Genomic DNA, 13383 nt, shown 5'->3' with positions numbered 1-13383 from the left:
GCACAGGGTCGTTCACCCATCACGAGGAACAGTTCACGACATGTCTCAGCCACGGCTACTCGGTGGTCGCTACGAGCTCGACCAGGTGATCGGGCGGGGTGGCATGGCCGAGGTCTACCGCGCTCGCGACCTCAGACTTGACCGCTTGGTGGCCGTCAAGACGCTCCGCTCGGACCTCGCCCGGGACCACATCTTCCAGGAGCGGTTCCGCCGCGAGGCGCAGTCGGCCGCCTCCTTGAACCATCCCTCGATCATCGCCGTGTACGACACCGGCGAGGACATGATCGACGGGGTCTCCATCCCCTACATCATCATGGAGTACGTGGACGGGCGGACTCTCAAGGAGTTGCTCGACGACGACCGGCGGTTGCTGCCCGAGCGCACCGTGGAACTGGTTGACGGCATCCTGCGTGCGCTGGACTACAGTCACCGCAACGGCATCGTGCACCGTGACATCAAACCGGCGAACATCATGCTGACCAAGCAGGCCGAGGTCAAGGTGATGGACTTCGGTATCGCCCGGGCGATGAACGACTCCCAGGCCACGATGACCCAGACTTCACAGGTCATCGGCACCGCGCAGTACCTCTCGCCCGAACAGGCACGGGGTGAGCGCGTGGATGCGCGCAGCGATATCTACTCCACCGGCTGCGTGCTCTACGAACTGCTCACCGGTCGCCCCCCGTTCACCGGCGACTCTCCGGTTTCCATCGCCTACCAGCACGTTCGCGAGCACCCGGTCCCCCCGTCCGAACTCGACCCCGAGATCCCCGAGTGGATCGAGGAGATCGTTTTCCGGGCGATGACCAAGGATCGGGAGGAGCGCTACCAGTCGGCCGCCGAGATGCGGGCCGACATCCAGCGCGGCATGCAGGGGATGCCCACCGAGGCCGGCACGATGGCCATGGGGGCCGCGGGCTCGACGACGATGCTGCCGCCGACCCAGAACCGGCGTGACGAGTACGACGACGACTACGAGTACGACGACGAGGACGACCGCCGCGGCGACACCAGGAAAAAGGCGCTGTTGGCGTTGTTGGCCCTGGCTGTCCTGGGCTCGTTCGTCTTCATCGGGTGGCTGTTCCTGCGCGGTGGGGCGGAGGCGATCACCGTCCCCGACCTGTCCGGTGAGACCGTCGAACAAGCGCGGACCGAACTGACCGACGCCGGTTTCACCAACGTGGCCCAGGACACCAAGGAGCAGGCCAGCGAAGACGTGGAGGAGGGACTCGTCGTAGGGACCGATCCGCCGAGCGGGCAGTCCATCAGCGAGGGGACCTCCATCACCATCGTGGTCTCCAGCGGCACCGGCCAGACCGACGTCCCCAACATCCAGGGGATGACCAAGGACCAGGCCGAGTCCGCGCTGAACAACGCCGGGTTGAAACTGGGCAGCACATCGGAACGCGAGGACGGCTCCGCACCGGAAGGCACCGTCCTGGAGAGCGATCCCGCCATCGACTCCACCGTGGAGACAGGGACCAGCGTGAACGTGGTCCTGGCCAAGGCTGTGAGCCAGGTGAAGGTACCCAACCTGAGCGGGTTGAACGAGGACCAGGCGCGCTCCCGGCTGGAAGAACTCGGGTTGGGCCTGAACCCCCAGCAGGAGGAGGCCGCCGGAACGACTCCGGGGACCGCCATCCGCCAGGATCCGGGGGCCGACGCCATGGTTGACCCGGGCAGTGAGGTCACGGTCGTCTTCGCGATCGAACCGCAACAGCCCAGCGAGTCGCCCGAGTCGGATCCGCCCGAGTCGGATCCGCCGCCGGACGGGGGCGAGGGAAGTCCCGAGGACGGTTTCCCCTCCTGGTTCCCCTGGGAGGATGGCAGGGACAACTGACCGAGAGGTGTCTCGGGCGTCGTCTGGACCGTGGTCCGGGCGGCGCCCGCGTCGTTGCCTGCTGTTTTCTCCGCCGGCGAAGAGATCCCCCTCGACGTCCCCAAGAGAGTGGTCTGGGTCGTACACTGAACCTTCAGTCTGGATAAGCCCGGCCCGATTCGTCTTTGGAGCAGTGACCGTGCCCAAGTCCCGCAGCGATCGAAAGAAGAAGGCGGTCTACACTCCGCCGCCGACCGCCGCCAAGCCGAAGATCAGTCCGCGGTGGCTGGCCCCGGCCATGGTGACGTTCGGCCTCCTGGGCATCCTGTGGATCGGTGTCTACTACATCGCCGGGGGCCTCATCCCGTTCATGCGAGACCTCGGCAACTGGAACCTCGCGATCGGCTTCAGCGGCCTTGTTATCGCGATGATTCTTTCCACACGCTGGCGCTAGCTGTCCACAAGACGAAACCGGCCCTGTTGTCCCTGCTCCGTAGGATTTCCACAGGGTTTATCCACAGCTGACCAACCAGTTGTCCACAGAGTTATCCACAGGGGAAAAGTCCCTTGTGGGCATGGCTGTCCCAAGCAGCACCCCGGTGCTGCTCCTCAAGCTACGCAAAGGGCCCGGCACCGTAATCGGTACCGGGCCCTGACGCGTTCTTTGCCTCAGCCCCGCAGGAACAGTGTCCAGGCCACCGCAGCGGCGACGAGGACAAGGGTGATGGCTGCGGTGAGCGCCCCGTGGGTGAGGTCGCGGCTCCGTCCCGCCCGGTTTCCCGAACGAGGCAGGTAGGCGTAGACCAGCCCGAGGAGCGCCCCCGTGACGAGACCGCCGATGTGCGCCGTCCAGGAGATCCCCGGGACGACGAAAGTGATCAACAGGTTGACCGCCAGCAGCCCGACGATGAAGCGGGTGTCGAGCTTGAGCCGACGACCGATCACGAAGATCGCACCGAAGAGCCCGAAGATCGCCCCTGACGCTCCCACCGAGGCTTGAGCGGGATCGACCAGATAGCTGAGCACCGATCCGCCGATCGCACTGACCAGCCACAGTGCCAGGTAGCGCACGTGCCCGAGCCAGTTCTCCAACTGCGGACCCAATACGTACAGGGCAAAGCCGTTGAACAGCAGGTGGGTGATACCGCCGTGCAGGAAAGCCGCTGTGATCAGCCGATACCACTGGTCACCGAGAACGATGCCAGCTCCCCACATGGAGAACTGGCCGGTCATCTGCGGGTTGACCTGTTGGAGCAGGAAACCCGCGCCGATGAGTCCGAGAAGCGTCCAGGTCACGTAGGGCCGCGCCACCACCTTTCCGCCGAAGGTGGTGCGCGCCTCCCGCACGCCCTTGTTGCCCTCGGCCACGCACTCGACGCACTGGAAGCCGACGGCTGCCTCACGCATGCAGTCGGGGCAGATCGACCGACCGCACCGCCTGCAGCTGACGTAGGTCTCGCGGTCGGGATGCCGGAAACAGGTGGGAACGACCTGGGGCGTGGGCGGCTGGGAGGCGCTCATATCAGGCGGAGCCTACCTGCGCTCGACCGTGACGGACTGGATCACGACGTCGTCCAGCGGCTTGTCCATCTGGTCGGTGGCGATCGTGGCGATCTCGTCCACGACGTTCTTGCCCTCGACGACCTCACCGAAGATGGTGTGCTTGCCGGTGAGCCAGTCGGTGGCCCCCACCGTGATGAAGAACTGCGAACCGTTAGTGCCGGGGCCCGCGTTGGCCATCGCCAGCAGGTAGGGACGGTTGAACTTCAGGGACGGGTGGATCTCGTCCTCGAAGCGGTACCCGGGACCACCGCGGCCGTTGCCCAGGGGGTCGCCGCCCTGGAGCATGAAGCCCTTGATGACGCGGTGGAAAACGGTGCCGTCGTAAAGCTTGCTGCTGGTGGACTGACCGGTGCGCGGGTCCACCCACTGCTTCGTGCCCTCGGCGAGGCCGACGAAGTTCTCAACCGTCTTCGGCGCCTCGGCCGGGAAGAGCTTGACGACGATGTCGCCCTTGTTGGTGTTCAGCCGTGCGAAAAGCTGGCCGTTAGCCTCAGACACCTGGGTGCCTTTCCGTTGTGTGTGCTTACCACCCCACACGTTACCGTCCGCTTCAGTCCGCCGCGGTGAATGCGCACTCCGCCAGGAGAGGTCCGGGACACGGCGGTTCTAGCGTGATCCGATCCACATCGACCACGTATGTTGAGGTAACACCCCCATAACAGGCCGATCGCGGGCTTCGGGAGCAACCGTCAGCGCATAGCCGACGGTAGATCGGGCAGGGGACTACTCAGCAGCCACTAGTGCGAAGGAGGACGACGTGTCCATCACCTTGAAGCGTCGTAAGGCCAAATGGGAGACCGAAGAGGCACTGAACCGCCTCCAGGGACTGGCTCGCGACCAGGCCGAACGCTTCGGGCCCTACGCGGACCAGGCCAAGGAGAGCGCGGCTCTGCGCATCCACCAGGCTCGCGGCTGGACCGCGCCTCGCCTCGAAACGGCGGCCCAGCGGGTGGAGGACACCGTAGCGCCGCGGGTGGCAGAACTGCTGAACGCAGCCGCTCACCGGGTCGAGCCGGTTGCCGTCCGGCGTCGCCGTCGGCTCTCGCGCTCGTTCGTGGTCATCGGCGTTGGTGCACTCGGTGCAGCGGCCCTGTACGGGGTGCTCAAACTGCGCCAGGCGTCCCAGGACGCCGAGTGGCAGGAAAACCTCGACAACGCCCGGGAGCAGGTGCGCGAGACCAAGGACCAGCTCGCCACCAAGGCCAAGGAAGCCAAGGACCGGCTGAAGGGCGGGGCGGAGGGTGCCGCGGCGAAGACGCAGGAGGCCGCCGACACCGCGTCCGAGGGTGCCAAGGACGCGGCACGGGAGCTCAACGGCCGGGTGAAGAACTAGCCGACTGCTCCACCCGACGACCAGTGGCCCCGCGAGCGATCGCGGGGCCACTGGTGTGTCGGTGTGTTTTCACGCGTTGTTCCGGATCCGGTGCAGTCACTGACGGCAAGCACCGGGGCGGGCGGTCTTGGGCGCCTTCGGGTCCTTGATCAGCCTGTAAGTCAACGGGTAGCGCCAGTTGGCTCCCAGCGCCGTGGCCAGACCTGCGACGAGCGGAAGGACGAGCCAGCCGAAGAACATGAACACGAACGCGATGATCGGCAGGACCAGGATGGCCAGCACCGGAAGGAGCACGCACGCGATGAGGAAGTTCAGCTGGTAGTTGATCGCCTCGAAGGCTTGGCGGCGCACGTAGTGGGAGGTGCCGCCCTTGGCGAGCAACACCACGAGCGGCCCGATCGCCAGCGTGAAATAGCCGGAGAGGTGACCGCCCATCGCCCACAGTCGCTCTTCCCGGGTGGGCTCGGCAGAATTTGCCGGCATCCCTGGAGCCTGGGCGGGGGCGACCGCGAGGTCCACCAACAACGGTTCGAGGTCGCCCTGGACCTTTGCCGTCATCGCCTTTCCCAAACGGTCGTCGAACTCCTCCTCGTCGAGCCGGCCGTCGGCGTAGGCCGTCCGGAGCAGCTCGGCCACCTGGTCCCGGTCGGCATGGGTGAGCCGCAACGACGGGCCGGGACCACGACCACCGCTGTAGGGGGCGGGAGGAGGTGCTGGGTTGTACACGGCCACGTTCACTCCTTGCCGCACGATGGCGTCGAGTTCCTGTTGCACAGGGCTGCTGTCCGGTTTACTTGTCCATGATCGGTGATCGCCCCCTGGCAAGGCCAATGAAACAACCCTGAGATCGCCCCTGATTTCCGCCTCGGGGCCGACTGGTTGACGACGACGGGGCCCTGGTGCACTCAGGAGCCCGCTCCGCGCCGGAACAGGGAAAACCCTGCGTGGTGCGCCTGCGACGCTCGCAGCGGTGATTCTGCCGCTCCCGAAGCCGGTGTGTGGTGCGGTGCCGGCGTCCGAAACGCCGCGCCGCCCGCTTCCGGATCACGAAGGCCGTGTGCACCGCTCGTGCCGGCCGCAATGACACTGGGGCCGTCCACTCTGTCGAGTGGACGGCCCCCGTGCGTGTTGCTGTCCTGCTTATTCGATTGTGGAGCCAAGGGGAGTCGAACCCCTGACCTCCGGTATGCAAAACCGGCGCTCTGCCAGCTGAGCTATGGCCCCTCGTCCGATCCATTGTCGCATCCCCGTGGGACACGGGCGAACGCCAACGATTGAAGAGCATACCGCTTCCCGAGCGAGTCGGGTCAACGGCGGCTGCATGCCGGGAAGTGAACCGAAAGGCGCCGTCCGGCGCTCTCGGCTCGCTCTTGTCCCCCGGCGACCGCCGGGGCACCCTCGGGTGCACCGTGGCGGACGCCGTCGGGGCTAGTTGTCGCTAGCGGCCGTGGCCTCGGTCCACAGGTCCAGCTCGGCGCGGTCGGCCTGGATCTTGCGGTAGACGGCGAACGCCCCGAGGGCCACCAGCACCAGGACGATGATCTTCTTCACGGCGAGGACCCCTTAACTTCCTTACACGGATTTGGAACAAGTCTCGACGCACGGCCCGGCCGCGGCGAAAAGCGGCCGGTAATCATGTCCGGCCGAGCCGGATGGCGTCGGTAGAGCACTTTATGGGTTTGTCCACAAGTAGCCTAGCAACCCCCGCTGGGGCCTGTTCCACACGCCGGACGCCAGAACGAGACTGTGCCTGGTAGGCATGACGAACCTTCGCACTCGCCCCGGGCGTCGCCGGACCGGGAAACGGATTCGATCCTGCCAGAGAGCGGCCTGGTTCCGGCCTGCGACACCCCGGGCAAAGACGTCCACCAAGCTCAAAAAGGTACTGCGACTCCCATGTGCCGTGGAGCGACCACCGGGCTCCATGACGGCTGCTGGCCCGAATCGGCCAATAGCACGGTGGGCAACCGCGGTGTTGGCCGCCGAACTCCTGAAGAACGGAAGACTGCCGGTTGTGTCACCTTCCAGAGGTGACCGATGACGGGATGCTCAGGTCAGCAGGTCGAGGCGTTTCAACGTGACGATGGTCGCCAGGGGGTCAACCGCTACGTTGACAAGTCGCCGCCACACCTCCTGGCAGCGCTCGACCGCTGCCTCGTCCTCGACGATCGCTCCCCCCTGGGTCGCTTCCACGTAGGCCAGGGAACTCTCGCCTTCGTCGAACTCGAGGACCGTGAAGGGGCCGGCGGCTCCGGCATGCAGCCCGACCGAGGTCGGCAACAACTGAACGGTGACCCGACTGTCGCCCTCGGCGAGTTCGATGAGCCTGCGCAGCTGGGCGTGCAGTGCCTCCGACCGGGAGGCGACACGTTGAAGCGCGTCCTCCTCGATCAGAGCGTGGTAACGCCCCAGATTGTCCCGGTCCAGAATCTCCTGGCGTTTGAGATAGGCGGCGACCGTACGCTCGACGGCTGCACCGTCACGCCCTCTGGCCCGGGCGAGTTCAGCGGTGTACTCGGGGGCTTGGAGAAGGTCGGGGACAAGCATGCCGGCGTAGGAGTCGATCGCAACGGCTCCTGCCTCGTTCCCGATGTAGGCGGATGGGACGACGTCCTCGTACTCGGTCCACCAGGGCCGCAACCGCGACTCACGCACCAGGGTGAGAATGGCGTCGCGTTGCCCGCCTCGCACTCCGTACAGACTGAGCAGGGCCGAAACCTCGATCACCGAGGGCCACTTGCGGATGCCCGTCTCGATGTGACCGAGTTTCGCCGGTGACCATTCGAGTTCCTCTGCGACGTCGCTGAGGGTCATCCCCGCTTGCACACGCTGGCGGCGGAGTTCCACTGAGAGGCGACGACGGCGAACGATGGGGCTGGTCATTACCTCGTATCCGTACCTGCCGGGGGAGTGGTGGTCGTGCAAACCAGAGAAGCACTACCACTAGCAGCTAGCAATGCATTCGTAGAAATTAGTTGACGAATGCCGAATTTTCACTGCCCGAAACACTGTTCTTAGGCGGCACGCGGTTGGGGGCGGGCTGCTTTCCAATGGATTCAACGGCAGTTATCCACTGCTTTTGCGGATGCAGAAGTGGTAACAGAGGATCGGACCGGTTCAGTGAACCGGTCCGATCGGCATCCTTATTCACTCTGGTATCAAACTCACCAGAACCACGCGTGCGGCACGCTCGGATCGGTGCAGAAGCTTCAGGTCCATGCCCCAGGCGCGATCAACAACAGACATAGAAGCCTGGCGGAACCGGCCGGCCCTCCCGGCCGCGCCGCACCCACGACCGCGGTGCCCACCGCACCGACGCCGCCCCGGACGGCATAACCCGTTCTCGTCGCAATCGTGCGCAGGATCCAAGCACCCATGCCCATAACCAGCGCCACCACGGGGGTGGCAGTCGGGTGAAGCCCTTGGACACCCCAACGGTGTGGGCTCGGGCCGCCTCGAGGAAACCTGAGATGATCAGAAAGATCCACGCCGCACTCGGTCCTGCCCCACGTCGAAGAGCCACGACGCCGTCTTGTCGTGACCGGGTACGGCTCGCCGTGTCCGGGGCCAGACCACGTGGCCTGACCTATTCACAAATGGCGACCAGTGCCCCGTGACACGACCGCGGAGGCAGGAATCACACCTCTGAGCAGTGGTTCGTCACAGCCTGTCCGCACACGGCGTACGATTCAGGTTGGATTGCGGAGGGTGCCTCCCTCACGCGCCTTAACAAGGAAACCGATGAGCTACCCCATTGACGACACCAACCAGTTGATCGCGAACGCGGAGGAGGAGTTGCCGCCTGCCACGCGGTCCCGGCTGATCGCCAAACTCAGAATGGGGGCCCATATCGATGAGGCCTCCCGCGACCTTGGGGTAAGTCCTCAACAGGTGTTCGCAGCAGCCCGAATTCTCGGCGCGTTCGGGGAACAGCTCGACACGACACTGACCGCCGAGCGCGACCCCTCGCTGCCGCACGGAACGCTCACCGGCTACAACAAGCGCTGCCGCTGCCCAGAGTGCCGAAGCGCACTCCAACGCAAGATCTGACCTGGACGGTTCGAGAATCCCCACGTCAAAGGCACAGTCGGGTTCGAAAAGAGCACGAAACCCGAACTTTACCTAAACTCCTCCGGCAATTGGCCGAGTTCCGCGCTTATTGATCTTGAACCGGGGGACACCGGTCACCATGAACGAACGTGTTGACTGGGCGGCCATGAGCGACGAAGAGTTTATGGCACTTGTACGCCAGGTAGCGGAGACCCCTTCTGGAGTCGATTCCGAAGAGGAGTAACCCGATCCCTTTCCTCGGTGGGGAGCGGTCGGCCCCCGCCGAGGCGGTCTGCTGCCCGCGGTTCGACGCGTCCCCGGGCACACTTTTGCACGCGCACCTCTCCCTTTCGCCGTGCGCCCGTTCGGCCTGGTGACGGACGAGTGGCGGTCGAATTTCGGACAGGCATGATATCTAGTTATCGACGTGTCTCTTTGTCGATATTTTGGCTTCCCTCTCGCGGGGAAAGTTCACGCCCTAAACTCCTCCATCACCCGTGTGTTCGGGCGGAGGCAGGCGCAGAAGCGGGTCCAGGAGACCCGCGCGATTAGCTACTGAGGGCCCCGAGGAGGGACCAGCGACGTCAGCCACTGGGCGCGTCTGGCGGGAAGTTCTCCCCCCGCTTCTCGCTTCTGGGGAAGCAGTGGAAGCAGCCGGAGTCTCTGAAGACCCGCAACCACAAAGGATCAGCTCGCTTCGCATACCGCCCCTCCGTGAGAACCACTCGTTTTCACCAGGAGAGCCGGGCCCGAGTCGTACGGACGGCTCTTCTGGAAAATCTGACAGCCGGTGCCGCACGCCGGCCTGGACGTTGCGAGGGCAGGAAGCCACCCCGTTCATAAAAAAAGGGGGGGCAGCGCCCCCCAACACACAAACACCCCTGAAAATGCGGAAGGGCTCGCCCAGCCACCCCCACAAGAGGCAACCAAACGAGCCCAACCAACATCAATTACGGCGGCGTCCTACTCTCCCACCCCAGCAAGGAGGCAGTACCATCGGCGCTGGAAAGCTTAACTTCCGGGTTCGGAATGGGACCGGGTGTTTCCTTCCCGCTATGACCACCGTAAACCTCCACCCAACCACCCACCCCAAACACCAGGCGAGCGCGGGAAACCCACGGAAAACCAACCACCAAAAAGGCAGCCAGCCAAAAACGAATAGTGTGCGCGAGCATCCAGTCATCTGCGATGGACAAGCCCTCGGCCGATTAGTACCGGTCAGCTCCACCCCTCACAAGGCTTCCACATCCGGCCTATCAACCCCATCGTCTCTAGGGGGCCTTACCCACTCGAAGTGGTGGGAGACCTCATCTTGAAGCAAGCTTCCCGCTTAGATGCTTTCAGCGGTTATCTTTCCCGAACGTAGCCAACCAGCCATGCCCTTGGCAGGACAACTGGCACACCAGAGGTTCGTCCATCCCGGTCCTCTCGTACTAGGGACAGCCCTTCTCAAGTCTCCAACGCGCGCAGCGGATAGGGACCGAACTGTCTCACGACGTTCTAAACCCAGCTCGCGTGCCGCTTTAATGGGCGAACAGCCCAACCCTTGGGACCAACTCCAGCCCCAGGATGCGACGAGCCGACATCGAGGTGCCAAACCATCCCGTCGATATGGACTCTTGGGGAAGATCAGCCTGTTATCCCCGGGGTACCTTTTAGCCGTTGAGCGACACCGCTTCCACACGCCGGTGCCGGATCACTAGTCCCTGCTTTCGCACCTGCTCGACACGTCCGTCTCACAGTCAAGCTCCCTTGTGCACTTACACTCAACACCTGATTGCCAACCAGGCTGAGGGAACCTTTGGGCGCCTCCGTTACTCTTTAGGAGGCAACCGCCCCAGTTAAACTACCCACCAGACACTGTCCCCGAACCGGATCACGGTCCCAGGTTAGATGCCCGAAACAGTCAGAGTGGTATTTCACCAACGCCTCCACCATCACTAGCGTGACAGCTTCACCGGCTCCCACCTATCCTACACAAACCATCCCAAACACCAATGTCAAGCTATAGTGAAGGTCCCGGGGTCTTTCCGTCCTGCTGCGCGAAACGAGCATCTTTACTCGTAGTGCAATTTCACCGGGCCCATGGTTGAGACAGCGGGGAAGTCGTTACGCCATTCGTGCAGGTCGGAACTTACCCGACAAGGAATTTCGCTACCTTAGGATGGTTATAGTTACCACCGCCGTTTACCGGCGCTTAGATTCCCAGCCTCGACACAAAAGTATCTAACCAGTCCTCTTAACGTTCCGGCACCGGGCAGGCGTCAGTCCGTATACAGCGTCTTACGACTTCGCACGGACCTGTGTTTTTAATAAACAGTCGCTTCCCCCCGGTATCTGCGACCCCACCCAGCTCACGAGGAAAACTCGATCACCAGACAGGGCTCCCCTTCTCCCAAAGTTACGGGGACAGTTTGCCGAGTTCCTTAACCATGGTTCACCCGATCGCCTCGGTCTACTCGACCTGACCACCTGCGTCGGTTTAGGGTACGGGCCGCCCACACACTCGCTAGAGGCTTTTCTCGACAGTACGGGATCACTCACTTCAGCTCAACGCCTCGACGTCACGCCTCACCCTTCACAGAACACGGATTTACCTATGCTCCAGGCTACACGCTTGACCCGGGAACAACCATCGCCCGGTAGAGCTACCCCTCTGCGTCACCCCATCACTTACCTACTACCCAATCGGATCCCACGCCTCCACCCACAAACACCCGAAGGCGAAAATGAGCTTCAGTGGTGGTTAGCATCAAAGGATTCAGTATTGGACGCGTATGAACGGGTACGGGAATATCAACCCGTTATCCATCGACTACGCCTGTCGGCCTCGCCTTAGGCCCCGACTCACCCTGGGCGGATTAACCTGCCCCAGGAACCCTTAGTCAATCGGCGCCAGTGTTTCTCACACTGGTTTCGCTACTCATGCCTGCATTCTCACTCCCACACAATCCACCACAGAATCACTTCGCAGCTTCACCTCGTGCAGGACGCTCCCCTACCAAACAACACAAAAGTGTTGAGTCCACAGCTTCGGCGGTGTACTTAAGCCCCGTTACATTATCGGCGCAGAATCACTTGACCAGTGAGCTATTACGCACTCTTTAAAGGATGGCTGCTTCTAAGCCAACCTCCTGGTTGTCTCAGCAACTCCACAACCTTTCCCACTTAGCACACGCTTAGGGGCCTTAGCTGATGATCTGGGCTGTTTCCCTCTCGACTACGAAGCTTATCCCCCGCAGTCTCACTGCCTCGCTAACTTAAACCGGCATTCGGAGTTTAGCTGACGTCAGTAACCTTGTAGGGCCCATCAGCCAACCAGTAGCTCTACCTCCGGCAAGCAACACGAAACGCTGCACCTAAATGCATTTCGGGGAGAACCAGCTATCACGGAGTTTGATTGGCCTTTCACCCCTACCCACACCTCATCCCCCAGGTTTTCAACCCTGGTGGGTTCGGGCCTCCACGAAGTCTTACCTCCGCTTCACCCTGGACATGGGTAGATCACTCCGCTTCGGGTCCACAGCATGCGACTCAAACGCCCTATTCAGACTCGCTTTCGCTACGGCTACCCCACCCGGGTTAACCTCGCCACACACCATGACTCGCAGGCTCATTCTTCAAAAGGCACGCCATCACCCACCACCCACAAGGAGTCCAGGCTCTGACGGCTTGACAGCACACGGTTTCAGGTACTATTTCACGACCCCTCACCGGGGCACTTTTCACCTTTCCCTCACGGTACTAGTGCACTATCGGTCATCAGGACGTATTTAGGCTTAGCAGGTGGTCCTGCCAGATTCACACGGAATTTCACGGGCTCCGCGCTACTCGGGAATACACCAACGACTAGACCTGATCTTCACCTACGGGACTCTCACCCACTCCGGTACCGTTTACCACCAGTTTCGGCTAATCAGACCATCATCGCGCCCAGCCGGCAGACTGAACACAGCACATCCCACAACCCCGCACACGCAACCCCTGCCGGGTATCACACGCGCACGGTTTAGCCACATCCCCTTTCGCTCACCACTACTCAGGGAATCACTATTGTTTTCTCTTCCTGCGGGTACTGAGATGTTTCACTTCCCCGCGTCACCACCAACTACCCTATACATTCAGGTAGCGGCAACCCGACACAACTCGGGCTAGGTTTCCCCATTCGGACACCCACGGATCAAAGCTCGGTTGACAGCTCCCCGTGGCCTATCGCGGCCTCCCACGTCCTTCATCGGCGCCTGATGCCAAGGCATCCACCGTGTGCCACTATCACTTGGCCACCACAGATACAAGATGCTCGCGCACACTATTCACAAATCAAAACACCACCCGCAAACCCAAACACCACTCAACGAGAAAAAATCCTCACCAAGAGTTCTTTGAGGCGGCACCAGAAAACAACCACCAACCCTCCCCACCAAGCCCAGCCGGCACACTCGCACGACCAAACCCTTAACGATGAAGAAAGCCGGTATCGGTTGCTTCCTCAGATACCCAACAGCGCGCCCCCCAGCTCTAGGAAACCAGGGGCAAAGTTCATCCACTCAACAACCAAGACCGAACACTCCAGCCACCCACCAGCACCCATCGAAGGCACCAGCATCAGCAACCAGCA

At 62.6% G+C, this 13383-nt stretch carries 9 protein-coding genes, 1 tRNA gene, 2 rRNA genes and 1 riboswitch; of the genes, 4 read left to right on the top strand and 8 right to left on the bottom strand.

Translation table 11 applies throughout. The annotated features are described in order from the left end of the window. The first annotated feature begins 40 nt into the window (after positions 1-40). Together pknB and AC0VYP_RS00175 are read left to right on the top strand one after the other, a co-directional pair. On the top strand, positions 41-1840 hold the full coding sequence (gene pknB, locus AC0VYP_RS00180) for a Stk1 family PASTA domain-containing Ser/Thr kinase (protein ID WP_285761412.1): 1800 nt from the start codon (positions 41-43) through the stop codon (positions 1838-1840). Positions 1841-2018: 178 nt separating this feature from the next. Then, complete coding sequence (locus AC0VYP_RS00175; protein ID WP_285761413.1) at positions 2019-2273, top strand: cell division protein CrgA; 255 nt, start codon at positions 2019-2021, stop codon at positions 2271-2273. A 215-nt stretch (positions 2274-2488) separates the two neighbouring features. Here the strand turns inward: AC0VYP_RS00175 and AC0VYP_RS00170 are convergent, their stop codons facing one another. Both AC0VYP_RS00170 and AC0VYP_RS00165 read right to left on the bottom strand, forming a co-directional pair. After that, a complete protein-coding gene (locus AC0VYP_RS00170) occupies positions 2489-3340 on the bottom strand; it encodes a rhomboid family intramembrane serine protease (protein ID WP_285761414.1) in 852 nt (283 codons plus the stop codon). Between the two features lie 12 nt (positions 3341-3352). Further along, complete coding sequence (locus tag AC0VYP_RS00165; RefSeq protein ID WP_285761415.1) at positions 3353-3880, bottom strand: peptidylprolyl isomerase; 528 nt, start codon at positions 3878-3880, stop codon at positions 3353-3355. 259 nt (positions 3881-4139) lie between these two features. Between AC0VYP_RS00165 and AC0VYP_RS00160 the strand changes: the two genes are divergently transcribed. Next, complete coding sequence (locus tag AC0VYP_RS00160) at positions 4140-4715, top strand: hypothetical protein (protein ID WP_285761416.1); 576 nt, start codon at positions 4140-4142, stop codon at positions 4713-4715. A gap of 96 nt (positions 4716-4811) precedes the next feature. On the opposite strand, the gene AC0VYP_RS00155 is transcribed toward AC0VYP_RS00160, so the two are convergent. The 4 genes from AC0VYP_RS00155 to AC0VYP_RS00140 form a co-directional block, all read right to left on the bottom strand. Continuing rightward, positions 4812-5447, bottom strand: coding sequence for a DUF1707 and DUF4870 domain-containing protein (locus AC0VYP_RS00155; RefSeq protein WP_285761417.1), 636 nt, complete (start codon positions 5445-5447; stop codon positions 4812-4814). A 419-nt stretch (positions 5448-5866) separates the two neighbouring features. Continuing rightward, positions 5867-5939, bottom strand: a tRNA-Ala gene (locus AC0VYP_RS00150). A gap of 204 nt (positions 5940-6143) precedes the next feature. Beyond that, positions 6144-6266 (bottom strand): DLW-39 family protein, encoded by a 123-nt coding sequence (locus AC0VYP_RS00145; RefSeq protein ID WP_285761418.1) that lies wholly within the window; start codon positions 6264-6266, stop codon positions 6144-6146. Between the two features lie 498 nt (positions 6267-6764). Continuing rightward, positions 6765-7598, bottom strand: a complete 834-nt coding sequence (locus AC0VYP_RS00140; RefSeq protein ID WP_475472010.1) for a helix-turn-helix domain-containing protein — start codon at positions 7596-7598, stop codon at positions 6765-6767. Positions 7599-8236: 638 nt separating this feature from the next. Then, a riboswitch (guanidine-III (ykkC-III) riboswitch) is annotated at positions 8237-8301 on the bottom strand. Positions 8302-8456: 155 nt separating this feature from the next. On the opposite strand from AC0VYP_RS00140, the gene AC0VYP_RS00135 reads away from it, so the two are divergent. Then, a complete protein-coding gene (locus tag AC0VYP_RS00135) occupies positions 8457-8765 on the top strand; it encodes a hypothetical protein (RefSeq protein ID WP_285761420.1) in 309 nt (102 codons plus the stop codon). A gap of 950 nt (positions 8766-9715) precedes the next feature. On the opposite strand, the gene rrf is transcribed toward AC0VYP_RS00135, so the two are convergent. Together rrf and AC0VYP_RS00125 are read right to left on the bottom strand one after the other, a co-directional pair. After that, positions 9716-9832 (bottom strand): 5S ribosomal RNA (gene rrf / locus AC0VYP_RS00130). Positions 9833-9952: 120 nt separating this feature from the next. After that, positions 9953-13048: ribosomal RNA gene (locus AC0VYP_RS00125) — 23S ribosomal RNA — on the bottom strand. Positions 13049-13383 lie beyond the last annotated feature (335 nt).

The organism is Nocardiopsis sp. iso_186 (genome assembly GCF_056173365.1).
The sequence above is the reverse complement of the archived record's forward strand: the minus strand, read 5'-3'. Positions and strand labels throughout refer to the sequence as shown.

Coding starts and splice junctions, on each gene's coding strand:
- AC0VYP_RS00140 (WP_475472010.1), bottom strand. CDS start 7,598: ATGACCAGCCCCATCGTTCGCCGTCGTCGCCTCTCAGTGGAACTCCGC.
- AC0VYP_RS00135 (WP_285761420.1), top strand. CDS start 8,457: ATGAGCTACCCCATTGACGACACCAACCAGTTGATCGCGAACGCGGAG.
- pknB (WP_285761412.1), top strand. CDS start 41: ATGTCTCAGCCACGGCTACTCGGTGGTCGCTACGAGCTCGACCAGGTG.
- AC0VYP_RS00170 (WP_285761414.1), bottom strand. CDS start 3,340: ATGAGCGCCTCCCAGCCGCCCACGCCCCAGGTCGTTCCCACCTGTTTC.